Genomic DNA, 24,291 nt, shown 5'->3' with positions numbered 1-24,291 from the left:
ATATATGATTTGGTTACACTCGCCGCCAACTACGGAAACTCTTAGCCGATTGTTTCTTTAAGGCTGTTGCTCACGCATCATACTAAATCACTAAACGTGCACGCCTCCAAGTCCACAAACTATTTTTAGTGTGAGAGTTAAGCTACTTTTATACCTTACATTCGCCTCTTTGTCCGTATAGCAGTTTAGGTGACACAGCCTTGCGGTGTGAAGTTTGCGGTCGCCCCATAATGGGCAAACCTTACAAAGCCATAATCGAAGGAGCAAGACTTATAGTATGTAGTGAGTGCGCATCACTCGGCTCAATAAGCTGGGAAGTGAAAACGCCGAAACCAGCTAGATCAGCCGTTAAACTCCAAAGACCGCTCAAGCGAAAATTAAAAGTTTCAGCAAAGCATCAGTCTCCTTTAGAGCCTACTCTAGAACTAGTTAAGGACTTTGACACTCGAATACGTCAAGCAAGAGAAGCACAACTACTAAGCCATGAAGACTTGGGCAGAAAAATAAACGAAAAAGTCTCTGTGCTTAAAAAGTTAGAAAGCCACAAAATGGCACCTGATTTGGGACTTGCAGAAAAACTCCAGTACGCATTAAAAATCAAGCTTTTTGTCCCAGCGAGCGAAAAGAAGATTTCGAAAAAACTCTTAGCTACGACCCTTCCATCAAAAAACATCACATTGGGAGATCTAATCAAAAGTAAGAAGAAACCGGCGGAGGCAGGAAAATAACAAAAGCAATCATCGTACAACGACGCTTAAGGAACGAACCAAGCAGCTTGAAAGAACTCGAAAACCTAACAGAATCCGCTGGATACACCGTTGTTGCAACTGTCGAACAAGTACGAAAGGCCTATCCGCGCTTTCAAATAGGAAGAGGCAAGGTAGAAGAACTTGCACGATTAGTCAAAGAGCACAATGCTAGGAAAATAATTTTTGACAATCGCCTCAAATCAGTTCAAGCTTACAACCTTGCTAAAGAAACGGGCGTAGAAGTAATAGACCGATTTCAACTAATTCTTGAAATATTCACTCAGAGGGCTTCAACAACCGAAGCTAAGCTCCAAATCCAACTTGCTAAACTCCGCTACGAATCAGCACATGCAAAAGAAAAAGTGCGACTTGCAAGAATGGAAGAGCAACCAGGCTTCATGGGGCTAGGTGCATACGAAGTAGACGTCTATCACGAAGCGGTGCAAAGGCAAGTTCATACAATACAAAAAAAGTTGAAACAATGCAAAAGAAAGAGAGGCTTACACAGAAAACGAAGGCTAGACCTTGGTTTCTCAGCTGTTTCGTTGGGAGGGTATACTTATGCTGGAAAAAGCACTCTTTTCAACGCACTGGTTCATGAAGCTGTTCCAACAGGTGAGGGGCTGTTCACGACACTCTCCACTACCACGCGACTCGTGAATCTGCTTGGGAAACGAGTCCTTTTAACCGATACAGTTGGGTTTATTGACAGACTTCCACTCACGCTAATAGAGGCCTTCCGCTCAACTCTTGAAGAAACGATTTTTTCAGATTTGATACTCCTAATTGTGGATGCAAGTGAGCCGTTGAAAGAGATTAAGAGAAAACATTCAATAAGTCTTGACACAATGCAAAAAATTGGAGTACGTGGAATCCCTGTAGTGACCGCACTTAACAAAATTGACTTACTCTCAGAATATGAAATTCAACAACGAACAGATGCATTGAAAGACTTGGCTTCAAACATTGTTCCTATTTCTGCTTTACATGACGTAAACATTAGCCTTCTTGAACAAGAACTGGTCAAACACCTCACAAATTATATCCACGCAACTTTTTCCATCCCTCTTTCAGATGAAACTCTCTCCTTCCTTTCATGGATCTTCAACTACGCTGATGTCAAAAACGTGAAATACGAGAACGATTACGCTAATGTTAGCTTTGAAGCAGTGGCAGATTTCGCTGACAAGGTTCTTGGGCGCGTAAAGCAGTATGGTGGAACTGTTAAAGAGTTTGTTGAGTTGAAATAGTTGAAGAACAAGCTGCCTAAAGTCGTAGTTTTGAGGTGGGGACATCGATTCAGAGACGAGAGATTGACAACTCATGTTGCTCTTACTGCAAGAGCGTTTGGTTCGTCAGGCATAATACTTACCGATGTTGGAGATATGAAAATCAAGAAAACCATAGATGAAGTTGTCGAGAACTGGGGCGGCCCTTTCTTCTTTCAAGTGGGTACTCCGTGGACAATGGTTTTAAAAGACTGGAAGGCTGAAGGTGGCGTAGTTGTTCACTTAACTGCTTATGGGGAAAACATTCAAACAAGTAACGTAATCCAACGAATTCAAGCAACTAGAAAAAATGTGCTAGTTATTGTGGGAAGCAGGAAAGTTCCAAGTAAGTTTTTTTCTCGTGAAATTTCGGATTTCAATGTTGCTGTTGGAAATCAGCCTCATTCTGAATGTTCTGGCCTTGCAGTTTTTCTCGACAGATTTTTTGAGGGAAAGGAATTAGCGAAGAAGTTTAAAACTGCGAAACTACAGATCATCCCGCGAAAGCATGGAAAGAAGGTTGTTTTGAAAAGTAAAGTTTAAAAGGCAAATCTGTATCCGATAGATAAGAAATTTATGTTTCATGTAGATAGTATATTAATTGGTGATAGAGGTACCTTATGTTGACTTTCGTAGACGATGAAACATTGGTCAAAGTTGCAGAAGTGTTGGGACAAGAAGAAGCCATTCAAATCATCTACATTTTAAAGGATGCAGATGAAATTACAGATGATCAGATAGCAAACAAAACTGGAATACGGCTGAATTCTGTTCGCAAGATACTTTACAGACTATATGACCATTCCCTTGTATCGTTGAGAAGATCAAGAGACCCACACACGGGTTGGTTCATATTTCATTGGAAGCTTCAACCAGATCAGCTTGAGGGTTTCATTATGAACCAAAAAAGACATGTTTTGCAGAAGCTAGATGCACGGCTTAGCTATGAGAAAAATCATGATTTCTACTATTGTGGCACACAAGGATGTAAACGGGTTCCCTTTGAGGAAGCAATGGAGCTAATTTTTCGGTGCTCGACTTGCAATGAGCCAATGATGCATTTTGATAATGGTAAAGTAGTTGAGGTCTTGTCTCGAAAGGTTGATCAATTAAGGAAGGAGTTAGGTGAGTAGAGGGTTACCGTCTGAGGAGACGGCGCTGAAACTCCTAATGCATGCGGGTTGTTCAAAGAAAGTCGTGCAACATTGTAGGGCAGCAGCAGATCTCGCGGTGGAAATAGCTGAAGCTTGCAAGAAGAAGGGATTGGTAGTTAATGTTGAACTTGTGCGAATTGGCGCGTTTTTACATGATATTGGACGGGCGAAGACCCATAGCGTAGATCATGGGATTGTAGGAGCGTATATTGCGAGGGAGTTAGGATTGCCAGATGCTCTAGTTTCTATCATCGAGCGGCATGTTGGTAGTGGAATTACAGAAAGTGAAGCTGAGAAGTTAAGGTGGCCTGTGAAGAGTTATGTTCCAGAGTCTATTGAGGAGCGGATTGTAGCTTATGCTGATAAGTTGATTGAAGGTTCGATGCGGATGCCCATTGAAGTGGTTTTTGAGCGGTTTCGTCGAGATAAGCACATTCCTGAGGCCTCTGTTGAGCGTTTGAAGCAGTGGCATGAAGAGCTTTCGTTTTGCCTTGAGTGAAGAGGGTGCCTTTTTGCGTGAAGTTGTGCTACTTCAGAAAGTTTACGGCGCAGTTTCTCTAGAAAGAATTGAAAAAATTCTGAGAGAATCATGTAAAGGGTTAAGAGTTGAGTTGACTTGTTTGAGTGGAGTGGAGAATGAGTGGATCAACGTCAAGGTTTTTGGTGAGGATGAAGAAGTTGCAGTGCGTTTTCTGGGAAAGAATGTAGGTTTGGCCCCTATCTCTATTAAGAATATTAAACGTCTCTCTGTTCTGTGTGGAAGGATAATTTTTTCTGGGCGAAGCAAAATAGGGATTTTTGTAGATGTTGGCGTTTTTTCACCAGAACCAGTTTATGCAACAATTCCTCTACAACGTTTGCAGGGACAATTGGTTGATGGCAGGAAATTTACGCTTGGGAGAATTGCTGAGTTGTACGGGTTAGTGGATAAGCTTCCCTTAGAAATTCGGATAGTTAAGGTTGGTGCGGGCGAGTTCAAGGCGGAGTTGACAGAGAAACAATTGGAGCTTTACGGTCGCTGGATTGCCACACGGACTGATCGTTTGGTTGTTTTGGGAGCATTAGGTCACAAAGTAATAGAGGCGATTAGAAGGATGAGGCTTGAGCGTGATGTACTAGGGGTTGAGTCGTTGGGTATTTCGGAGCATGTTGTTGTCTGTAAACTTGGGACCGATGCTGCAGGACTTGTGCCAAAGCTTGGAAGATGGCTGTCAAAGGCAAGTTTTGTGCGTTTTTCTCCCCGGCAAGTTTTGAAGCTTACAGGTAGGGTATTAATGTGATTTTCGCGTGTTGCAGTTTGTGTTGTTTTAAGCGCGTGGAAAGAGCTGCCTATCAAATGAATCATCATTTATAGCTAACTTAGTCTTGACTGTGTGAGAGAAATCCCTCAGTTTTGAGGGAGCCCTATGAAAGACCATACCTTGATTGTCGCTGAAAAACCGGTCGCTGCTGAACGAATTGCAAAAGCTCTAGACAAGAATAACAAACCAAAGAAGTATAAAGAAAAAGGAGTTCCCTATTTCGTCGCTGAGAGAGATAGAAAGATTGTTGTCGTTCCTGCCCTCGGACATCTCTACACTGTTACCCAAAGAGAAGGTAAGAAATCTCTTTATCCGGTTTTCAGTTTCAAGTGGGCTCCCCGATACTTAGCTGAGAAACGCGCTCAACGCACCAAAGTATGGATAGAAACCATTTCTAGACTTGCACTTGACGCTGACACATTTATAGATGCCTGTGATTATGACATGGAAGGCAGCCTGATTGGCTATAGCATCCTTAACTATGCTTGTGGCAAGGCAGATGTTGCTGAAAGAATGAAATATTCCACGTTGACAAATGTCGAGCTGGAACAAGCCTACGAGCACCGTTCACCGACGCTCGATTTCAGCCTTATTGAAGCAGGGAAGGCAAGACATGAAATAGATTGGTTATATGGCATAAACCTCTCGAGAGCACTAACTTCGGCAGTAAAACGAGCGAGCGGTAGATATGCAACCCTAAGCACTGGCAGAGTGCAAGGTCCGACTTTGAGGTTTCTAGTTCTAAGAGAGAACTCTATCGCCCGTTTCGTCACCTCACCATATTGGACTATTAAAGCCCAGGTTGAAATACACAGCAAATTTTACGAGGTGAAACACGAAAAGAAGAAGATTGAAAATAAAGCCGAGGCAGACGCCATTATTGAAGCTTGCAGGGGAAAGATAGGGGAAATAGCAAAAATCGAAGAAAAAGTGTTTAGGCAAAACCCTCCAGTTCCCTTTGACCTAGGCACATTGCAAAGCGAAGCTTACTGTCTTTTCGGACACAATCCGAGAAGAACGGCAAGCCTAGCCGAACGTCTATATCTAAACGCGTTGATCTCTTATCCAAGAACAAGTAGCCAAAAACTGCCGCCCACAATAAATTACAAATCTATCCTTGCTGGACTGAGAAAAGAATCAGTTTATCGAAAACTAGCCTCAGAATTACTTGGCTTTGAAAAATTGGAGCCAAAAGAAGGAAAGAAAGAAGATCCTGCACACCCAGCTGTTTACCCAACAGGAAGCTTGCCAGAGCGCAAACTGAATACTTCTGAACGTAAGCTTTGGGACCTAGTTGTGAAGCGCTTCATGGCAGTGTTCGGTGAATCCGCTGAAAAACAGAGTATGAGGGTTAAAATCGATGTTAATGGCTACCAGTTTTTGCTGTTTGGACGCAAAATTCTCAAGGAGGGATGGATACGCTTCTACAAACCATATGTTCGCTCTGATGAAATTCAGCTTCCAGACGTCAAAGAAGGTGAAGAAGTTAGGGTAAACAAAGTAATCCGTGAAGACAAATTCACTAAACCACCACCCCGTTACAACCCTAGCAGTCTCCTAAAAAAGATGGAAAAAGAGGAAATTGGCACCAAAGCCACAAGAGCAAACATCATTCAAACACTCTACAACAGAAACTACATCACAGAAGAAAGCATTAGAGTAACAGAACTGGGTCATAGCGTTACAGAAATTCTCCAAAAACACGCGCCCACAGTAGTTTCAGTTAAACTGACACGTGAACTCGAAGAAAAAATGCGATGTATTAAAAAGAATGAAGAGAAACGTGAAAATGTCCTTGCAGAAGCCATTAATCGTTTAAGACCAGTCTTGAAAGAACTAAAAAACCGAGAGGAAGCAATAGGTCAAGTCCTAAGCGACGCTGTTAGACAAGCGAGACTACAAGAGCGCATAATCAGCGACTGCCCCGCATGTAAAACAGGTAAACTCATAATTCTCCGCTCCCGCAAAACTGGCAAGCGCTTCGTCGGATGCACGAACTATTTCAAAAGCAGCTGCAAAACTTCTTTTCCCCTCCCTCAGCGTGGCATGGTTAAACCAACGAGAAGAACGTGTAACACCTGTGGTTGGCCAACCATAATGGTCTTTAGGAGAGGAAAAAAGCCTTGGAGTTTATGCTTAAACCCTATCTGTCCGAAAAAAGAATGGAGGAAGAAACGTGTTGAAATGCAAGATATGCTGCAAAAAAGCAGAAAATAGAGATTATTGCGTGCTTCACGAGAAGGCATATCGAAACTTAGTGGAAAAGGGCTTTAAACCTTTCATGGAAAGATTATCTAAATAATAATAATTAACTTTGGCGTTATCTTTATATATTTCAACGTGTATGGGTTACATGATTAAGTTGAAGAGTAACATCAGCGTTAACAAAATAACTCCTGTGCAACTTTGGATAGATACCGTATCCTTTAGCCATTCAGATAGCCAAAACACAGCAAGAGCTTACACCAATTCATTCAGAGAGTTTTGCCAATTCATAGAGATAAGCCCAACACAGATATTAGCAGAGTACGAAAACAGCACAGATAGAGACTTCAAACGTAAGTATGCAAGGTTGCTGAAAACGTGGATAGCTCTTCTTAGAAGAGAAGGCTACGCAAGAAACAGCGTCATAGTTAAAGCTGCGGCAGTTAAGAGCTTTTTTAAATACGGTGATTTGCCTCTCGGTCTCGTTGCTATGTCTAAAGCATGGGTTGAATACACTAACAGAGATATAAGAAAAGAAGAAATCGCTCAAATCCTCAGCATTAGCAGCCCTAGGGAAAGAGCGTTTTTCACAGTTATGGCTCAAAGTGGTTTGAGGCCTCAAACAATATGCGAATTATGTCTTGAACATCTGCAACCCGATTTTGCAGAAGGGAAAATTCCATGTAAGATTACAGTACCTAGAGAATTAGCGAAGGGGAAATATCGTGGTTTCTTTACTTTCATAGGAGAAGAAGCCATTGAGTATTTGAAGGCCTACTTAAAAACAAGGACAAAACTAACGCCTGAAAGCTACGTTTTTGCTTTACATGGACACGAAAAACCCATGAATAAAACTAACGCAAGCAACCTTTTCAGAAGGGCCTTGCTGAAGCTGAAAGAAAAAGGAACAATAGAATTTAGCCAGAAAGCTAGGGGAAAACCGAGCCAATTAAGGCTTTACAACTTGAGAAAGTGGTTTAGAAAGCAGGCAGGACACGCAGGAAACGACTTCGTAAACTTCTGGATGGGACATACATTAGGCGTTGACATCCACTATTTTAGCGAAGACTCGGACTATCATAGAAAGCAGTATGTAGAGAAGGCTATGCCATTTCTACGGATAGAGCAGCCTACGCCGTCGGAGACAGAAGAAGTATTAGCGAAGCAAACTAAAGAAATTGAAGAGTTAAAGAAACAGCTAGCTGAGAACACTGGAATAAGACAGGCACTCACAGGGTTGGAAGCGAAGTATGTGGAGTTGCTGAAGCGCCTAGAGCGTATGGAAAAACAGCAAAGTTAGCACTGTTTCCCAAGGAGTACAATTTGCAGTTATTAGCTACATTTCAACTACCAGGTTACCTCCAGTGGTGTCATTGGTTCTGGTGTCAAGCTGAAAGCTATTATGGAAAATACGTGTTCAACACACCATTCGCACTGAGAGACTTTGTAGGAGTTTCAGACATAGAAAGCCCAGGACCTTATGTCAAGACTCAATGGAGAGACTATCAGGCAAAGCTACTTGGAAACTAAAAAGGCAGAATAAAGAAACTAGTTACTATACTCATCCTACGTGTAGCGACTCAATCCTTCTTAATGAATATAATTCCAATGCCTTTCATTCCATAAACCAAAATCATTAAGCCTCCAAACATCATCGATAAGCCCCATATATCATAAACGGTAAGCCTGGGTTCATAGGGCGAGTTAAAACTTGCATGTACTATCTTTTGGCTGGAGTATTCCTGATTCTCAAAATAAAAACTATATATTCCAGAATTTTCTGCTGTGAAACCGTACCAAAGCTGGGTTTTCACAATCCCAGCATTATATATTATCACTCCAGAAGGATTTTTGATGTGGAATATTATCTCTTCGTTTCCACCGCTAACCGCGAATCCACCTTCAGTCCTGTCACCTTCTTGAAGATACCAAGATAGTACTAGCGTAGCTCCTCCTTTAACATTATAATCCCCTATTCCTACAGTTCCTTTCATCCAAAAGAAAGCAAGATAAGCTCCAGAAACAAAGATAATCAGTCCAGCAGAAATCAGCAAGCTCAATGCGTATTTCTTTTTGGTCAGCATCAATTAACATTATTCCACTATTATAGAATAAATGTTCTTCTGACGTGCATGAAGACTTTGGAGAAACTGTCAAAAAGTAGTTTTTGTGTTTTTACTACAAGACCACCACTATATAACGGACTATTCAGTAGGTAAACAAAACATCATTTGAAACCCCTCTCGTTCTACATTACATGGATAAAGTAGAAAACGAGCACACGCATAAGACATAGCTAAACCTTACAGATTGCTTATAACTACCAGCTTTCTCCGTAGTTTCCAGCAGCGGCTACTATGTCGTAGATGTCTATGTCTCCATCACCATCGATGTCACAGTTAGCTATGAACTGCGGGTCTTCCTCGGTTGTGCCATAGATCCCCGCCATAAGTACGATGTCAAAAATGTCTACGTCACGGTCTCCGTCAACGTCGCCTGGAATGGTTACTGTAATAATGTCGTCTGTGAACGTGTTGTCTGCTGTTTCCGTTTCGCCTGGAACGGTGTCTGCCACCGCGCTCAGGGTGTAGTTGCCCCTAACAAAGCCAGTGGTGTTCCACGTGAAGGTTATGGCTGTATAGTTTCTGCTTGTAAGCATGATGTTTTCAAACGTGTGAATGATGGTTGTGTTGGCGTACACTGTGACATTTAAGTATTCAGTGTTGTTGCCGTAGTTGAACATCGTTACGTTGACATTCAGAGTGTATCCCTGTCCCACAACAGTTTTTGACACGTCCAGATTCGTTATCCCTATGTCGTGTGGATCCCAGGGATATGGCTTCATGAGCGGGTAGCGGTCTTGATTGTTAAGATCAATAACGTAAGGTGTATCTCCTATCCCGTCGCTTCCAAGCTGGTCTTGATTTGGACCACTTTTCACGTCAATGCCCGCATAGTCGCTCCAGTAGTTCCCGCCAGAAGGATAACCATCATCCCAAACATTCACTGAGTTGTGGGAATAAATTTGGATGGTGTTGTTGACAAAGTTGTTATGGAAAATGCTGTTATAGTTTGAATGATATTCGAGGTGGACACCATACGATGTGTTTGCTGTTATGTTGTTTCCAGAAATGCTGTTATAGTTTGAATAATATTCGAGGTGGACACCATACCATTTGTTTGCTGTTATGTTGTTTCCAGAAATGCTGTTATTTGAAGAACCAAAGAGCCATATGCCATCATAGTTATTTGCTATGTTGTTTCCAGAAATGCTGTTATAGTTTGAATGATATTCGAGGTGGACACCATACGATGTGTTTGCTGTTATGTTGTTTCCAGAAATGCTGTTATAGTTTGAATAATAATCGAGGTGGACACCATACCATTTGTTTGCTGTTATGTTGTTTCCAGAAATGCTGTTATTTGAAGAACCAAAGAGGCTGATGCCATCATAGTTATTTGCTATGTTGTTTCCAGAAATGCTGTTATTTGAAGAATCAAAGAGGCTGATGCCATCATAGTTATTTGCTATGTTGTTTCCAGAAATGCTGTTATAGTTTGAATAATAATCGAGGTAGATGCCATAACCAAAGTTTTTGATGTTGGTGTTTTTGACTGTCACATTAATGCCTGAAAGGCTTATCCCCTTTGAATGCGCAGCCCCTGTGCCTTGAACCGTGCATCCATTGCCGTCAATTGTTATGTTGCTTCTCTCCACCACAATCGACTCGTAAATGTTATCAGTAAAAGTGTAAGTGACATTGTCAACGGTTGAAATAGGAGCAGTCGGCGGGTCTATGCTTCCATCAGCCCTAATGTAAATAGTTGCAGTCGCTCCTACAGGTTGAATACTAAAAGCCAAGGCTAACGTGCTTGTTAAGAGAAGAATAACCATTATTCCAGAAAGCGATCTCTTCATCCTTAAACCCAACACGTAGCAATATACCGTTTAAACTAATTATCGTTTATGGAAGAAAGTTCATTTTTTAAGCAGAATACCTTTAGCCTTTTTAGTTAAAAGTTTAAACTTCTAATGGAATGTCTAGACAAAACAGCAAAAGTATAGACATTCTCTCTGTTAGCGTCATTTGGCACTAAGTGATTATGTTAAAAAGTCTATAGGTGCCCATAGACTTTCTGATAATGTAGCAACAGAGCTCGTGATTGCCCCTCCGATAGCTCCAGTTCATTTGAACTTAAGCTATTCTTCCTTAGAGGTTGGGAACGCGTTCCCCACGGCTTTACAAGTAGGTTGGGAATCAATTCCGAAAGCCTATTCCTTCTTTTCTTAGATATATGAGCGTTCTCGGGAAGGTACTGAAGGTGGCGATCCTTCTCTCCTTGCGAGTGCTTTCTTTCTCTCGCTCTTTTTCCTTTCTTTTTCTTTAATATGTGGTTGAGATTTTTCCTTCATTTTGAATTCCACACAAGAACACCTTGAGCACATGCCTTGTCCTTTCGCAACCCATCTTTGAAGTGTCTTTCCACCTTCTTTCTTAGGTCTAACCCATATAATCTCGCCATGTTCAGATTTTGTATGCCCACACGCAAAGTTCGTCAGTCATATTTATTCCTTCTTTTCTCCTTTCTGTTTTTCGTAGCAATCACTGCAGAGTAAGAGTAAGCCTTGTTTTGTTGCCCATTCCGCTTCTTTTCCGCATACTTCACATTTCACTGCTATTCCTTCTTTTTTGCTATGATGTGATTGTTGTCAACCCAAAGCTCCACAACGTCACCTTTCTTTATGTCAAAGTGCTTGCACACTTCTTTGGGGATCGTGATTCTCAAACTGTTTCCGACTTGCATGACGCTTAACTCAAACTTAACAGGCATAGTCAAAACCTTTCACTGGATACTTAGGGATGGTTTTAAATATAAGCGTATCTATAGAAGATTGTAGGAATACTTTTAGAGTTTCTTACGTTAGAGATAAACAAAATGGAGAAGGTGAAAGAACAACATGAACCAAAAATACGCTGAAGACCTACTAAACAATTTAGAACTACAATATCTCAGAGGCTTCCACGACTGCAACAGCATACTACTAAGCTACGGCCAAGACATTCTCACAAGAGTTACAGAGAAAGAACGGTTCTCTATTCTGCTGTGTGTTCTCGAAGAAGTTTACAGCGTTGCCAGTGGGGGTCATGACGAAAAAGTGAAGAAGACTCTCGGGTTCTCTGTTTTTGTAGAATCTACAATAGAGAAAGCTGAAAAGGTTGGTGTGGGACATGAGTGAAAAAGAAGGCCTTACACGGATCAGACTAGACGGTGAAGACTATGCGAAGTTACAGAAGATAGCTAAGAAGCGTGGCTTAACCGTTCAACAACTCGTAGACAAAATTCTGGAAGACTTCTCTAAGAGCAAATTCATGAAAAGCCTCTAGCTTTTCGCCAACACCCCTCACTTTTTTTGCTTCATATTCTGCTTCAAAAGGCATTACTTTTGTTGCTTTATCCACTCTGCAACTTGTCTCATTATAGGACTAGAATCCACTCTGATTACTGGCACTGGAATCTTCTCTCTTGTTTCCAAAACTGCCTTATATTCAGGCATGATGGCATAACTCACATTTGTCCAATAAATTTTCCCCTTTAGAAACTCTTCCATTAATTCATCTGTGTCAGGTGGCAATGGACTGTGCACAAACACCACACCGTTAGCCCAGTTTAGGGAGGCCGGTGCGCCTCCAGCTCTAAGTTGTGCGAATATGTAAATCAAATCTTCGATTTTTTTAAACCTTATGTACTCTTTGATTACTACCTCTTTGAAGGGTTCATAAGTTATTTTAATCACATGGGTTCACTTGTGGTATGATTACGATTTTTTGCTTAAAAGCTTTGGAGAAAATTTCTGTTGGGTTCATAGAAGAACAAGCACCTTCTTTTTTTCTAACGTTAGAACTATTCTGTCTTCCCATTAATGTACTGGCGGAGAAGGCTTTCAAGCGCGTCTATACGTTTCTCTAGGCCCTTAGATGTACTCCGCAAATTTCATGAACATATACTAACCCAAAAAAGAATAAAGTTATGTCACACTGTAGTTAATTATATAATATTATCAACAATCCTTTTACAGGAAAAAAGCGAGAGAGGTTGCAGAAGCCTCACTATCAGAGAAATAATAAAACCTTACAACCAGACAGCCATACTACTTTTCAAGCTTCTGAACAGCTTCTCTTCCACCAACATAAACAACGTCTGCCATCCCCACGAACAGACCAGTTTCAACTATTCCAGGGATAGCCTTTAACGTTCGGTTCAACTCTTTTGGGTTGTCAATTGGCCCGAAATCTACATCAAGGATGAAATTTCCGTTGTCCGTCACCACAGGACCAAGTTTCTTTTCCGCCTCACGCAGAATAGATTTGCTGCCCAATATGCGCAATTTTTTTGCTATGGTGGACATACCGAAAGGCAAAACCTCGACTGGAACAGGTTGATTAACGCCCAGTTTCTTTGTCAACTTTGTCTCGTCAACTATGATAACGTTCATTTTTGATGCAGACGCCACTATTTTTTCTCGAGTTAACGCCCCGCCTACGCCTTTAATCATATTAAGCTTTTCATCCACTTGGTCTGCACCATCTATTGCTATGTCGAGTTGGTGATGTTCGTCCAGTGTGGTTACGGGAATACTGTTTTGTACAGCTAGCAGGAAAGCTTGATAGGATGTAGGAACCCCATAAATGTGCAGTTTCTCTTCGTGTATTCTCTTACCAATTTCTTGAAAAGCGTAAGTAACCGTTGTCCCACTTCCTAAGCCCACAATAAACCCGTCTTCAACGTGTTTAACTGCGTTTATGGCCGCCATCTTTTTGGCGTTTTCTCGCCAATCCAAACTTAGGTCTCAACCTCCATCTGTTCAAGGCGATCTAAAACTTTTTCCACCTCCGCGCGGATTTTCTCTATTCTTTCCTCCGCTGCTGTCTTACGAGGTTTCTGAGGCTTTCGCGAAGTTTTTTCCTTTTTTGTCTTTCTTGCAGATGCCTTTTCAAGGGGCTTCGCTTCAATTTGTACAGGTATAGAGGTGGGAATGATTGATTCCTCTGTTTCCAACCCAACTCGTGAACGTAAAGTTTCAATTTTGGCATTTAATTCGTCGAATCGTTCATCGAATAGGCTAATCAAATCTTCCTGCATTGCCTCTAATTCATGAAGCGCCACAACTGACTCGCTTTCTGCGATGGCTTCCTTGACGTTCATCATTCTCGATTTGTATCTCTTGGCCAGCCGTTCGCGCTCCTCTTCAGTTATTTTTCCTTCGGCGTGGGCTTCGTAAAGACGGCGTATAGCATCGCTTAAAATCTCTCTTTCCAAACTTAAGGTTCTCAGCTCTTCGTTGGCCTCTTTTGCGTTGCCCAAAGAGATGCTTCGTTGAACTCTATAGCGCCATCTTTCTGCAGCCTCTAGCTTTGGAGAAAGTTCCGAATTTTCTTCCTTTTTTCTAAGTTTCGTGGCGTAAAGGACGATGAGGACTGCGATTGGTGTTACGATTAAGGCTAGCATATATGGCAAGAGCTCTTCAAAGCTCACTACAGTCCCCTCATCATGTTGCTGTCACGTTATATATAGAGCTTATTCTTTCAAAGAACTTGTCTAATTTAATGTATAAACCCCTATAGCTTTTTCGTTAAAATAGTGAAAAACTCGCTGAGCACCTATGTTTTACCGTCACAAAAAAGCTAAATGCTCCAAGCCTCCAAAAATAAAATTATGGCAATAACTGGGTTACATCTTCTTCAAACTTATCAATGCAATTTCGAGTGTGACCACTGTTTCGTTTACAGTTGTCCCGACGCAAAAGGTGTAATGAAGATTTCAGATATACACGAAATTCTCAAAGAGGCAAAACAGGTTGGGAATATTAAGTGGATATATTTTGAGGGCGGTGAACCTTTCCTCTACTATCAAGCTATGCTTTGGGGCTTACGCACAGCAAAAGAATATGGTTTCAAAACGGGTATAGTCACAAACACTTACTGGGCTACATCAGTTGAAGATGCAAAAGAATGGCTCACCCCAATTTCGGAGATTGGCATTTCCGATTTGTCCATAAGCGACGACACCTATCATTCCGGCGAAACAGAGGAGAACCTTGCTAAATACGCTTACGAAGCCGCCAAGGACCTTGGCTTACCGGTTGGCAAGATTATCATAGAAGACCCAAAGAAATACTTGAAGGAAATTGAGTGGAAAGGCAAGCCAGTTGTCGAAGGCAGAGTGTTGTTTAAAGGTCGAGCGGTTGAAAAACTCGTAGAAGGATTACCAAGAAAGCCTTGGACAGAATTTAGCAAATGCCTAGACGAAGATTTTTCTAATCAAAGCCGAGTCCACATCGACCCCTTTGGCTATGCCCACGTCTGTCAAGGCATCACAATAGGAAATATGAAGCAAAACCCACTGCCGAAATTGTTCGCCAAATTTAACCCAGAAAAGCATCCCATATGTGCACCAATTCTAAAGGGAGGACCAGCTGAACTTGTTAGAGAACACCACGTTGAACATGAAGAAGGCTACGTTGACGAATGCCACCTGTGCTATTCCACTCGTTTAAAGTTAAGAAAGAAATTCCCCGACATTCTCGCACCAGATCAGATATATGGAATTTTTTAGAAAGGGAAAAACGCAACTCTCTTCGCTCTATAACACTTTTTGTTGGCGCAGTACTTATTTTAAATCTGACATGCCCGTCTGACCTTCTGTCAACTTACGCAGGCAAACCTTACAAAACCCTTCTACTTGCAATCTAGGGAATCGCAAAAACTCAGAATACATAAGGTCAATTGGCTCCATATGATGCCGTAGACCTTTGTTATGGCCTAACCCGTGAGCCACTACTTTTCTTGAAGACTCATTATCCACTTGGAAAAGAGACACAACTCCAACCTTTTCAGCCACATAATCGTGAACAAGATAAACTGTTTTCTTGAAGTTTTCTCCATCAAAAAAATAGTGCACAGCCACTATTGGATCTAGTGTTATTCCCAACAAAAGGCTCATCAATCTATCGGAGCTATTTATTTTCCCAATTCTCTCAATCAGCTTTTCAAAAAGGAAAGCCGCAAAAGATTCTCTATTTAATGCTATCTTAACATCGTACTCCAAACTGAGTTTCCCGAGGTATTTAATGTCGTCCCATGTTTCCGACGGAAAATAGGTTCTTGCATCCTCAACAATCTTGACTAGGTCTATCTCGTTTTCAGACTCTCCGTTGATTGTTAGAACGGTTATGGAGCGCATGATTAATACTCACGAACAGAGAAATATAGAGATAATTGCGGGTCCTTACATATTTCAGAAACAGAAGCCTCGGGCGGGATTTGAACCCGCGACCGCCGCCTTACCAAGGCGATGCCCTACCGAGCTAGGCCACCGAGGCACACATCATTTAAGACAATTACTTTTCAACAGTTTTAAAGGATTTCGAAAAACTGAACGTTTACGTTTATATACAGTTTCAATCTTTTGGATTGCTGTTTAAGCGGGGGTCTCCGAGCCTGGTCAAAGGAGCAAGGCTTAGGACCTTGTCGCGTAGGCGTTCGTGGGTTCAAATCCCACCCCCCGCACTTTTTAACAGACTCCTAGCACCGCATGTATATGGAGTGCTTTCGAAACAATCGGATCGTTTCTCCAACACAGTTATTAACCAAGGAAGCTGGCTTAATTCGATTTGCTTCTCTCGTCCAGATCACTCTCGATCAAACCTTTGCGCTTGCGAGATCAATTCAATAACGTTCCAAAACAACTTTTACTACTCAACCCAGCCCTTTGCCGAAAGCTGCGTTGCCCACATCTTATCGAAAATAACCTACCTGTCAAAGTCTTCCATGAGAATTGCACATGTAATGGCATAACATATTTTATGCACACACGCAAAGAAGAGAAGGAGAAACCGGAATGTTCAAAAAGATCTTAATCGCCAACCGATCCGAGATTGCACTGCGCATAATAAGAGCAGGCAAAGAACTCAACATCAGAACCGTCGGAATATATTCTGAAGCTGACAAGGAATCGCTTCATGTAAAACTCGCCGACGAACCCCACTTCATTGGACCCGCACAGCCAGCCCAAAGCTATCTAAACATCGAAAAAATCATACAGGCCGCCAAAAAATCCGCGTCCGAAGCTATTCATCCTGGGTACGGCTTCTTGGCCCAGATACCGAAATTTGCTGAAGCCTGCGAAAGAAACAACATGGAATTCATCGGACCAACCAGCAGAGTTCTAGAGAAAATGGGCAACAAAGTTGTGGCACGCAAGACAATGGAAAAAGCTGGATTGCCGGTTATTCCAGGAGTCATGGATACAATTAAAAACGTAAGCGATGCAAAAGAAGCTGCTGAAAAACTCGGTTACCCAATAATCATAAAAGCGGTTTATGGCGGAGGAGGACGAGGCATGCGCGTCGTCAAGCACAAGCATGACATTGACAAAGCCTTTGAATTAGCACGAGTAGAGGCAGAGGCTTCCTTTGGAAGCTCCCATGTCTACATTGAAAAGTGGTTGGCGAATCCAAGTCACATCGAATTTCAGATACTCACCGACAAAAAGGGCAATATTGTCCATATCGGCGAACGAGAATGCTCTATCCAGCGGAAGTATCAAAAACTCATAGAGGAAACACCGTCTCCCGTGATGACCGATAAACTGCGAAAAACCATGGGAGAAGCAGCTACACGGGCAGCGAAAGCTGTAAACTACACCAACGCTGGAACCGTTGAGTTTCTAGTTGATGAAGAAGACAAATTTTACTTTTTGGAAATGAACACGCGCTTGCAAGTTGAACACCTTATAACTGAGATGGTTTCAGGGATTGACATAGTTAAGGAACAGATTCGAATAGCCGCTGGAGAACCGCTGCAATACAAACAAGAAGATATTACAATCAGTGGACATGCCATAAACTGCAGAATCAACGCAGAAGACCCGAATAAAGATTTCTTGCCCTGCCCTGGCACTATAACAAGATATCGTGCACCTGGAGGCCCTGGAGTCAGAGTGGATAGCGCCCTGTACGCAGGCTACACCATACCCGTGTTCTACGATTCATTAGTAGCCAAACTGGCTGTTTGGGACAAAAGTCGCAAAGAAGCCATACAACGCATGAGAAACGCTCTCGCAGAATATCAAATCGAAGGTATTGAAACTACTATCCCACTGCATAGAAAAATCATGGATGATAAACATTTTATTGAAGGTCAAATCCACACTGGTTTCATGAAAGACAGAATAGGAAGTTTCATATTAGAAAGAGAGGTAGAAAGTGAAGATGTTGCGGCTTTAGTTGTGGCCCTAAACTTCTCAATGCATAAAAGCAAATCTGTGCGCGCTGTTATTCCTAACAGAAAAATCGCTACGAAGTCGCAATGGAGGGTTTTTGGAAAAAGATATTGTGAACTTGAAGCCTTTAGGTAGAGCGTCTAAATTGACCGAATACAATCTTCTTATCGACAAAAAACCACGCAAGGTCAAATTGCCAGATTTAGGAAAGGAACCCACCTTTGAAGTGGAGGTTGACGGCAAGTCAATCATAGTGGAACTTTCAGAGGACATCTGTTACGGTAAACCTTTTTTCATAAATGTTGGTGGAAAGCCGTACAGAGTGGAATTAAATAGTGATGGCGTAGGTACGTCTATTACTGTTAAGGTTGATGGCGTCTCTTACTCAGCGCAGATGAAAAACAAGAGCCAAGTTATTTCGCAAGCATTTAGACTCAATTTGCCTGCAGTTGAAAAGAAGGTTATTAAAACTCAGACCTTGGATAAGAGTGTTGTATCCGCCTGCATGCCTGGAAAGGTTGTTCTACTCAGAGTTAAGACAGGAGACCGAGTGCATGTGGGAGACGTTTTGCTTGTTTTGGAGTCGATGAAAATGGAAAATGAAATTGTTTCGCAAGTGAGCGGGATTGTTAAAGAGGTTAAGGTTTCTGAAGGCGCAGCTGTAACCCTAGGGGAAATCTTGGTCACAATTAGTGAATCCTAATTGTGTTTTATAGTTCAGTTCTTTTTAACCATCTAATGTTGCACTATTCTTTTTGAAGCTCAAAAAGAATTTTTCATAGAAATCTAGCGATTCCGGATTAACTAACGCGTCTCTATTGGTGACTGGCCTACCATTTGCTATATTTGAGACTGCACTCTCAACTTTCTTCATGTTGAAAGTGTACGGAATATCGGGTGCTCTAACAATTAAGGCTGGAACATGTCTAGGAGAAGCCTTTTCGCGCAAGGCTTTTCTTACCTCATTTTTCAGATCCTCTGTCAATTGAGAGGTTCTCAACGCGAGTTTAACAAAGAGGATAATGCGTTGATCTCCTTTCCAATCTTGTCCTACAACTAGGCTGTCAGCGATTTCCCCTAATCTTTCCACAACATTATATATTTCAGATGGCCCTATGCGCACTCCAGATGGTTTTAAGGTGAAATCAGAGCGACCTAAGAAAGTTATTCCACCGGTATCGCTATGGATTAGAATCCAATCACCATGTCGCCAAACATTTGGATAAACATTGAAGTAGGCATCTCTATACTTGTCGTAATTGACGTCGTTCCAGAAAAAAAGTGGCATTGATGGAGCGGGAGCTTCACAAACAAGTTCTGCCTGTTGATCAACTACGTGATTACCATTTTCATCATATGCTTTCACGTTCATTCCTAAAGCTGGACCCTGTAGTTCACCAGCATATACAGGCTGGATTGGAGTCCCAGCAGCAAAACAACCATTAATATCTGTGCCTCCCGCAATAGAATTAAAGTGCAAGTCTTCTTTGATCTCATGGTAAACATATTCAAATCCCTCAGCTGAAAGGGGTGAACCAGTTTGAGACATCTCTCGTAATGATGACAAATCAAAAGTCTCAGCTGGTCTAACGTCCATGTTTTTGAGGTAATTGATATAACTCGCACTGCAACCAAATATGGTTATTCTTTCATCTTGAACTAATCGCCACATAGTGCGCCAATCTGGGTAGATGGGATTGCCATCGTACAACACTATGGTGGCTCCTACAGCCAAAGAGCTTAGTAACCAATTCCACATCATCCAACTGGGGGTTGTTATGTAGAATATCCTATCATTGTGTCTTAGATCCGTATGAAGTATTAGTTCTTTTAGATGATTGATAAGAACGCCGCCGGCTCCTTGAACCATACACTTTGGCTTACCTGTTGTGCCCGAGGAAAACATAATATATGCAGGGTGATCAAAAGGCAGCTGTTCAAATTGAATCTCTCGTTGGTCACCTTGAGATATAAATTCATTGAAAAGCACAGAGTTGGAAATAGAACTAATATCAGGTTTTTCTTCAGTATAAGGAATTACAATGGTTTTCTCTAGTGAGGATATTCCTTTTGTGACTTCCGCAGCATTCAACAAAACGCTGAACTTCTTCCCCTTGTAGTAGTATCCATCAGTAGTGAACAAAACTTTGGGCTCGATTTGGCCAAAACGGTCAAGGACTGCTTTTGGACCCAGTTCAGTACCACAAGAAGACCAGATAGCACCTATACTTGTAACCGCAAGCATCGCGATGGCGGTTTCCATGAGGTTAGACATATACGCAGCTACGCGGTCCCCAATGGCAACACCTATTTCGCGTAGTGATTTTGCCAAACGTGCTACAGAATCGTATAGTTCTGCATAGGTCATTCTGGTTGATTTCTTGGTTTCCCCTTTGAATACGAAAGCTATATGATCATCTCTATATCTTAGAAGGTTCTCGGCAAAATTTAATTCCGCGCCGACAAACCACCTTGCGCCAGGGAACTTGTTCAAGTCATCCACTACCCGCTCATATCTTCGAGAAGCTTTCATCTCCCCAAAATTCCACATGGCTGCCCAGAAATCAAATACGTTTTCTATCGACCATCTATACAATTGATCATAGGAATCGATTTTGAGGCTGTGTTTTTTATTGACAAAACTGATAAACCGTGTTATGTTAGCCTCTTTCATGCGTGCGTTGGAAGCGGTCCAAAGTGGTTCTCTCATCTTTCTTGCTAACCTCTCTGCGTGAAGTTTTCACGAGAAACTATATTACTATTAAAATAAGGTTTGCGATATTAGTGCTATGAACTATAATTGTTCCCACACGCGCGCATAATCATGTTGTGCCTTGATTTCGAGCGCAGCGCCCACCAAGCATTATCTCAAGCACGCTTAGTAGTGACTGTATCCTGTATTTTTCTCCTACAGTGATTGTTGTGCATTTTAGGGAAAGCAAAAAAAGCAAGAACCCCCAGTTATATCTTGAGAACTATGACACAACGTGGACGACCACGAAAACACAGGTGGTTTGCCTTTAAGGATCTGGAAAACGGATTTTCACCTGAAGCTCAATACTTAAAGTGGGCTAGTGCAAATAACACTGCTCTTCAAACCGTCGCCGCAACTGGCTGTCCAAAGTGTCATGAATATAATTTTGAGCTGCGCCACGACAAGAAATACGAGATTATCCGTCTCCATTGTTTTGAGTGTCGCCACGAAACTTCTTATAGAATCAACGTACCCAAACCCGGCAGCTTCGAAGTCGTCCCTGTCTTTAAGAATGGTATTCAAGTTGGTGAGAAGATTGTGGATTACTATCACCCTGCAACAAGGCGACAGAGAAGTGACGCTCTTGTGTTGAAGGTTTCTCGCGGTGTTGAGAGTGGTAGAATCAGCTTGGGCGGCGAATGGTACGTCGATGGGGCAGTTGGCGGTGTATATTACCAAAAAAGGTATTATCTCAACTTTGGAGAAGCAACGCTAGTGTGCAATTGGAATAGGATGCAGGTGGAACATCAGAAGCGCCTGCGTGGACTTGAAAAAGAAAGCATCGTCTGATTTTCTGTAATATTATTGAGGAGGGCAGAATTTTTGTGGCTACAATTATAGCAATGTTTCTGTCAGATGAAACCAGAGTTCCTCAGAGCGTCTAGAACCAAAAAAGTTTCAGTCTCCCGCTCTTTTCTACCCCAACTTCCATCTTGATTCTGTCTCCTAACAACTAACGGAAACGCCTTCTTAAGCTGCTTCTTTGCTAAGACATGATGCATTCTGGATAAAGCATGAAATGTGTGATAGAAAGGAAAACCTTTCCAAGCCCCCATTTTTGTCTGTCGCTTCGCTAGATATTTCACGCCACTCTCAACTTGTTGGGAGTCAATGCTTAACGGATGCTCGATTAACATGCGCAACACGTTAATTGTGCACCACGAACCACACCAGTTAGGTCTCCAGAACTGAAGATATGATTTCACGGTGGTTTGGACTTGCTTATTATTGTCAAAACCAAATATATGAAACAAGTGAACCGCATAGGTCGTTTGATAAAAAATCGTACAGCCTGGCCCAAATTCTCCATAAAATGTTGAACGCATCACACGTGCATCTTTTCTGTTGCTTGAGAGGAAAAAACCTTGATAGCCTTTATATTGATGTTTCTGAATTGAAAAAAGCCACTCCAGCCCTTTTTTGACGCTTATATCTTTTGCACCGTAGCCTAGGAGAGCAAGATTCCAAAGATTGTTGGCTGTGTGAACAAATATTTGGTCCCAACTTCCATCTGCTGACTGCTCAGTAACAATTTTCTCATACAGTTGTCTCTTTAGGACAATGTCAGTTCTAGTTTCCTTCTCAAATATGACTCTTCTAAGGTAAATGCCGACAGGTGACTCGAGATTTTCAACATAACTCAGCGGGTTAACCTTCAACTCATTCAATATGTTTCCCACAAGAAATCACAATCTTAGAAATTACTTTGACCTTTTTAATGTTTTCTAGACTCGAAAGAGGGCGGTAGTTGTTCTATTGTTGCTTCATAAGTGGTATATGACCATTGTTTTCCTTTTCTCTTTATCAGTAAAACTACAAGGACGACAACAACAGAAAGAAGTGCAGTATCTATAATCAACGTTTTTAGAAGTATATTTTCCGCAAGTTTATTGTAGCTTCGACACGTTCACGAGTTTTCTCAACAGTCCTTTTTTCTGAGCCCCCCAAGTATCCACATCATGCTGCAAGAACAAATCGGCGTCTTTCAGAGTTCATGCTACTCCATCAAACTCAACTAGAAAGAAAAGCGAATAACCTAATAGTCTAAACAGGAAGGGCCTCTGTTCTACTTCTCCGTCTTTTAAATGGATATGTGCGCATATATTTCTAAGTAAAGATCGTTGGTTCAAAATCAGTGCGTATGAAAAACTGAAATAAAAAAAAAGAAAAATTGGGGGGGTTTTGCGCGCATTCAGTCTTTTGTCATAGCTAAGACAGCTTTAATTGCAATTATGACTGCGGCTGGAGCTGCGAAAGCTGCGATATAGGTTGTGACCGCTGTGGCAATGTAATAGAACACTTGCAATACTTCGATTTTTAGCAGCGGAGACCAGACTCCTCCAGTAGCAGCAACCATCAGGGCAATTGTTGCTATAAGGAATGGAGTGACCTCTTTCATAGTAATGCTTGTCAGACCGATGATGATTCCTAGGATTAGCATGATTAGGATGACATAGCCGTTGGTATCCGCGACTCCAGTTTCATCAAAGCCACCGTCTGCATGTACGCCAAAGGCCATGAAGCCGACTGCTAGACCCGCTACGATTGCTATGACAAGGAAGGCGATGTACGCATATCTTGCTATCTCGTCCGTTTCCATTTTAAACCCACAAAACTTTAGTTATCATTGCTAACTCATTATAAATCTTACGCATAAAACTAATGTGCATAGCTGGTTTTTGAGTTTTTAAGAGAGTGGTGCACACAATTCAGCGAACCTCGTTAATCGCTCAAGGAACGTGAATGGCAACGCAGCAAAGCTTTTTTCCAGACGTTGTTAACATAGTTTGAGAAGAAATGCTAAAAGCTAATGAGAAAGTCAATGAAATCGCTCGCGACATGAAAAGAATGAAAATACGTGGCGCAGGAAAAATTGCAAGGTCCGCTGCTGAAGCGCTACTTATAACAGCTCAACAGTCTACAGCTAAGAAGTCTTCAACTTTGGTTAAGGAACTTGAGGTCTCAGCAAAACTCCTTCTAAACACGCGGCCAACAGCAGTATCATTACCGAATAGCATACGCTACATTATGTTTAGAGTTAGGGAAGCTCAAAAAAAAGAGGTAGAATTGGAAGACTTGCGACAAATTGTTCTGAAGACCGCGACAGATTTCATTCAAAATTCAATGAAAGCCGTGAAACGCATTGGTGAAATCGGTGCTAGGCGAGTAGAGGACGGCGATTTAATCGTAACCCACTGCAACAGCGCTGTAGTCACGGCGGTGCTTAAAACAGCCTTTAGTCAAGGCAAGCACTTCAAAGTTTTTGTATGTGAAACGAGACCTCGCTTTCAAGGAAGGATAACTGCTAAAGCGTTGAGTGACATTGGAATACCTACCTCGTTAATTGTTGACGGAGCGGCTCACTTTTTTATGGCAAAAATGGACAAGGCGATTGTTGGAGCTGATGCAGTAGCCGCTAATGGTGCTGTTGTAAACAAGATCGGAACTTCGATGGTGGCTTTGGCTGCACATGAATCAAGAGTTCTATTCTTTGTTGCTGCAGAAACTTACAAGTTCAGTCCAGAAACTATGCTAGGGCAGCTTGTGAAGATAGAAGAGCGTAATTCTTCAGAAGTT

At 41.8% G+C, this 24,291-nt stretch carries 26 protein-coding genes, 2 tRNA genes and 1 CRISPR repeat array; of the genes, 17 read left to right on the top strand and 11 right to left on the bottom strand.

The features are described 5' to 3' along the window. The first annotated feature begins 200 nt into the window (after window positions 1-200). The 9 genes from NWE91_01265 (at window position 201) to NWE91_01225 (ending at window position 8,207) form a co-directional block, all read left to right on the top strand. Window positions 201-728 (top strand): multiprotein bridging factor aMBF1, encoded by a 528-nt coding sequence (locus tag NWE91_01265; GenBank protein ID MCW3985032.1) that lies wholly within the window; start codon window positions 201-203, stop codon window positions 726-728. An 11-nt stretch (window positions 729-739) separates the two neighbouring features. After that, window positions 740-1,999 (top strand): GTPase HflX, encoded by a 1,260-nt coding sequence (gene hflX / locus NWE91_01260; protein ID MCW3985031.1) that lies wholly within the window; start codon window positions 740-742, stop codon window positions 1,997-1,999. After that, window positions 2,000-2,560, top strand: coding sequence for a tRNA (cytidine(56)-2'-O)-methyltransferase (locus tag NWE91_01255; protein MCW3985030.1), 561 nt, complete (start codon window positions 2,000-2,002; stop codon window positions 2,558-2,560). It begins immediately after the preceding gene. A 77-nt stretch (window positions 2,561-2,637) separates the two neighbouring features. Beyond that, entirely contained in the window at window positions 2,638-3,150 is a 513-nt protein-coding gene (locus tag NWE91_01250; protein ID MCW3985029.1) for a transcription factor, read from the top strand. Next, window positions 3,143-3,670 (top strand): HDIG domain-containing protein, encoded by a 528-nt coding sequence (locus NWE91_01245; protein MCW3985028.1) that lies wholly within the window; start codon window positions 3,143-3,145, stop codon window positions 3,668-3,670. The genes NWE91_01250 and NWE91_01245 overlap by 8 nt, the downstream gene beginning before the upstream one ends. After that, window positions 3,642-4,451: a DUF2110 family protein gene (locus NWE91_01240; GenBank protein MCW3985027.1), complete on the top strand. Its 810-nt coding sequence runs from the start codon at window positions 3,642-3,644 to the stop codon at window positions 4,449-4,451. Before NWE91_01245 ends, NWE91_01240 begins: the two co-directional genes overlap by 29 nt. A 126-nt stretch (window positions 4,452-4,577) precedes the next feature. Then, on the top strand, window positions 4,578-6,689 hold the full coding sequence (topA, locus tag NWE91_01235) for a DNA topoisomerase I (protein MCW3985026.1): 2,112 nt from the start codon (window positions 4,578-4,580) through the stop codon (window positions 6,687-6,689). A gap of 136 nt (window positions 6,690-6,825) precedes the next feature. Beyond that, complete coding sequence (locus NWE91_01230) at window positions 6,826-7,977, top strand: tyrosine-type recombinase/integrase (protein MCW3985025.1); 1,152 nt, start codon at window positions 6,826-6,828, stop codon at window positions 7,975-7,977. A 23-nt stretch (window positions 7,978-8,000) separates the two neighbouring features. After that, the gene (locus NWE91_01225) at window positions 8,001-8,207 is read left to right on the top strand and encodes a hypothetical protein (protein MCW3985024.1); all 207 of its coding nucleotides are present in this window, start codon (window positions 8,001-8,003) and stop codon (window positions 8,205-8,207) included. A gap of 50 nt (window positions 8,208-8,257) precedes the next feature. Here the strand turns inward: NWE91_01225 and NWE91_01220 are convergent, their stop codons facing one another. The 3 genes from NWE91_01220 to NWE91_01210 all read right to left on the bottom strand — a co-directional run bounded on the left by NWE91_01220 (window position 8,258) and on the right by NWE91_01210 (window position 11,510). Then, entirely contained in the window at window positions 8,258-8,761 is a 504-nt protein-coding gene (locus NWE91_01220) for an emp24/gp25L/p24 family protein (GenBank protein MCW3985023.1), read from the bottom strand. 236 nt (window positions 8,762-8,997) lie between these two features. Beyond that, window positions 8,998-9,618 (bottom strand): hypothetical protein, encoded by a 621-nt coding sequence (locus tag NWE91_01215; GenBank protein MCW3985022.1) that lies wholly within the window; start codon window positions 9,616-9,618, stop codon window positions 8,998-9,000. 102 nt (window positions 9,619-9,720) lie between these two features. After that, a CRISPR array of direct repeats spans window positions 9,721-10,232; the repeat unit is 26 nt; unit sequence TATGTTGTTTCCAGAAATGCTGTTAT. Between the two features lie 1,122 nt (window positions 10,233-11,354). Continuing rightward, on the bottom strand, window positions 11,355-11,510 hold the full coding sequence (locus tag NWE91_01210; GenBank protein ID MCW3985021.1) for an AbrB/MazE/SpoVT family DNA-binding domain-containing protein: 156 nt from the start codon (window positions 11,508-11,510) through the stop codon (window positions 11,355-11,357). A 127-nt stretch (window positions 11,511-11,637) separates the two neighbouring features. Between NWE91_01210 and NWE91_01205 the strand changes: the two genes are divergently transcribed. Next, window positions 11,638-11,916, top strand: coding sequence for a hypothetical protein (locus NWE91_01205; GenBank protein ID MCW3985020.1), 279 nt, complete (start codon window positions 11,638-11,640; stop codon window positions 11,914-11,916). Further along, the gene (locus NWE91_01200) at window positions 11,909-12,064 is read left to right on the top strand and encodes a hypothetical protein (protein MCW3985019.1); all 156 of its coding nucleotides are present in this window, start codon (window positions 11,909-11,911) and stop codon (window positions 12,062-12,064) included. The genes NWE91_01205 and NWE91_01200 overlap by 8 nt, the downstream gene beginning before the upstream one ends. A gap of 53 nt (window positions 12,065-12,117) precedes the next feature. Here NWE91_01200 and NWE91_01195 read toward each other — a convergent pair whose 3' ends face one another. From NWE91_01195 to NWE91_01185, 3 genes are all read right to left on the bottom strand, one after another. Continuing rightward, window positions 12,118-12,474, bottom strand: a complete 357-nt coding sequence (locus tag NWE91_01195; GenBank protein MCW3985018.1) for a hypothetical protein — start codon at window positions 12,472-12,474, stop codon at window positions 12,118-12,120. 354 nt (window positions 12,475-12,828) lie between these two features. After that, window positions 12,829-13,518, bottom strand: coding sequence for a ribose 5-phosphate isomerase A (gene rpiA, locus NWE91_01190; protein ID MCW3985017.1), 690 nt, complete (start codon window positions 13,516-13,518; stop codon window positions 12,829-12,831). Window positions 13,519-13,520: 2 nt separating this feature from the next. Further along, window positions 13,521-14,213 carry a hypothetical protein gene (locus NWE91_01185; protein MCW3985016.1) on the bottom strand — a complete coding sequence of 231 codons (693 nt, stop codon included), beginning with the start codon at window positions 14,211-14,213 and terminating at the stop codon, window positions 13,521-13,523. A gap of 180 nt (window positions 14,214-14,393) precedes the next feature. Between NWE91_01185 and NWE91_01180 the strand changes: the two genes are divergently transcribed. Further along, on the top strand, window positions 14,394-15,293 hold the full coding sequence (locus tag NWE91_01180; GenBank protein MCW3985015.1) for a radical SAM protein: 900 nt from the start codon (window positions 14,394-14,396) through the stop codon (window positions 15,291-15,293). 54 nt (window positions 15,294-15,347) lie between these two features. Here the strand turns inward: NWE91_01180 and NWE91_01175 are convergent, their stop codons facing one another. Both NWE91_01175 and NWE91_01170 read right to left on the bottom strand, forming a co-directional pair. Further along, window positions 15,348-15,920 (bottom strand): hypothetical protein, encoded by a 573-nt coding sequence (locus NWE91_01175; GenBank protein MCW3985014.1) that lies wholly within the window; start codon window positions 15,918-15,920, stop codon window positions 15,348-15,350. 65 nt (window positions 15,921-15,985) lie between these two features. Beyond that, window positions 15,986-16,059 (bottom strand) — tRNA-Thr (locus NWE91_01170). Between the two features lie 102 nt (window positions 16,060-16,161). Here NWE91_01170 and NWE91_01165 point away from each other — a divergent pair. The 3 genes from NWE91_01165 to NWE91_01155 all read left to right on the top strand — a co-directional run bounded on the left by NWE91_01165 (window position 16,162) and on the right by NWE91_01155 (window position 18,663). Then, window positions 16,162-16,246, top strand: a tRNA-Leu gene (locus tag NWE91_01165). A 331-nt stretch (window positions 16,247-16,577) separates the two neighbouring features. Further along, window positions 16,578-18,095: an acetyl-CoA carboxylase biotin carboxylase subunit gene (accC, locus tag NWE91_01160; protein ID MCW3985013.1), complete on the top strand. Its 1,518-nt coding sequence runs from the start codon at window positions 16,578-16,580 to the stop codon at window positions 18,093-18,095. Beyond that, window positions 18,058-18,663: a biotin/lipoyl-binding protein gene (locus NWE91_01155; GenBank protein MCW3985012.1), complete on the top strand. Its 606-nt coding sequence runs from the start codon at window positions 18,058-18,060 to the stop codon at window positions 18,661-18,663. Before accC ends, NWE91_01155 begins: the two co-directional genes overlap by 38 nt. Before the next feature lie 24 nt (window positions 18,664-18,687). On the opposite strand, the gene NWE91_01150 is transcribed toward NWE91_01155, so the two are convergent. Continuing rightward, window positions 18,688-20,670 (bottom strand): acetoacetate--CoA ligase, encoded by a 1,983-nt coding sequence (locus tag NWE91_01150; protein MCW3985011.1) that lies wholly within the window; start codon window positions 20,668-20,670, stop codon window positions 18,688-18,690. A gap of 267 nt (window positions 20,671-20,937) precedes the next feature. On the opposite strand from NWE91_01150, the gene NWE91_01145 reads away from it, so the two are divergent. Further along, window positions 20,938-21,504: a hypothetical protein gene (locus NWE91_01145; protein MCW3985010.1), complete on the top strand. Its 567-nt coding sequence runs from the start codon at window positions 20,938-20,940 to the stop codon at window positions 21,502-21,504. 62 nt (window positions 21,505-21,566) lie between these two features. Here NWE91_01145 and NWE91_01140 read toward each other — a convergent pair whose 3' ends face one another. Both NWE91_01140 and NWE91_01135 read right to left on the bottom strand, forming a co-directional pair. Next, complete coding sequence (locus tag NWE91_01140; GenBank protein MCW3985009.1) at window positions 21,567-22,382, bottom strand: hypothetical protein; 816 nt, start codon at window positions 22,380-22,382, stop codon at window positions 21,567-21,569. Window positions 22,383-22,906: 524 nt separating this feature from the next. Further along, window positions 22,907-23,314 (bottom strand): hypothetical protein, encoded by a 408-nt coding sequence (locus NWE91_01135; protein ID MCW3985008.1) that lies wholly within the window; start codon window positions 23,312-23,314, stop codon window positions 22,907-22,909. Between the two features lie 197 nt (window positions 23,315-23,511). Here NWE91_01135 and NWE91_01130 point away from each other — a divergent pair. Next, window positions 23,512-24,291: ribose 1,5-bisphosphate isomerase (locus NWE91_01130; GenBank protein ID MCW3985007.1), on the top strand; the 780-nt coding region annotated here is incomplete at its 3' end.

Source organism: Candidatus Bathyarchaeota archaeon (assembly GCA_026014805.1).
Lineage (GTDB): Archaea > Thermoproteota > Bathyarchaeia > Bathyarchaeales > SOJC01 > JAGLZW01.
The sequence above is the reverse complement of the archived record's forward strand: the minus strand, read 5'-3'. Positions and strand labels throughout refer to the sequence as shown.

Coding starts and splice junctions, on each gene's coding strand:
- NWE91_01250 (MCW3985029.1), top strand. CDS start 2,638: ATGTTGACTTTCGTAGACGATGAAACATTGGTCAAAGTTGCAGAAGTG.
- NWE91_01240 (MCW3985027.1), top strand. CDS start 3,642: ATGAAGAGCTTTCGTTTTGCCTTGAGTGAAGAGGGTGCCTTTTTGCGT.
- topA (MCW3985026.1), top strand. CDS start 4,578: ATGAAAGACCATACCTTGATTGTCGCTGAAAAACCGGTCGCTGCTGAA.
- NWE91_01230 (MCW3985025.1), top strand. CDS start 6,826: ATGATTAAGTTGAAGAGTAACATCAGCGTTAACAAAATAACTCCTGTG.
- NWE91_01220 (MCW3985023.1), bottom strand. CDS start 8,761: ATGCTGACCAAAAAGAAATACGCATTGAGCTTGCTGATTTCTGCTGGA.
- NWE91_01210 (MCW3985021.1), bottom strand. CDS start 11,510: ATGCCTGTTAAGTTTGAGTTAAGCGTCATGCAAGTCGGAAACAGTTTG.
- NWE91_01205 (MCW3985020.1), top strand. CDS start 11,638: ATGAACCAAAAATACGCTGAAGACCTACTAAACAATTTAGAACTACAA.
- NWE91_01200 (MCW3985019.1), top strand. CDS start 11,909: ATGAGTGAAAAAGAAGGCCTTACACGGATCAGACTAGACGGTGAAGAC.
- NWE91_01180 (MCW3985015.1), top strand. CDS start 14,394: ATGGCAATAACTGGGTTACATCTTCTTCAAACTTATCAATGCAATTTC.
- NWE91_01175 (MCW3985014.1), bottom strand. CDS start 15,920: ATGCGCTCCATAACCGTTCTAACAATCAACGGAGAGTCTGAAAACGAG.
- accC (MCW3985013.1), top strand. CDS start 16,578: ATGTTCAAAAAGATCTTAATCGCCAACCGATCCGAGATTGCACTGCGC.
- NWE91_01150 (MCW3985011.1), bottom strand. CDS start 20,670: ATGAGAGAACCACTTTGGACCGCTTCCAACGCACGCATGAAAGAGGCT.
- NWE91_01145 (MCW3985010.1), top strand. CDS start 20,938: ATGACACAACGTGGACGACCACGAAAACACAGGTGGTTTGCCTTTAAG.
- NWE91_01135 (MCW3985008.1), bottom strand. CDS start 23,314: ATGGAAACGGACGAGATAGCAAGATATGCGTACATCGCCTTCCTTGTC.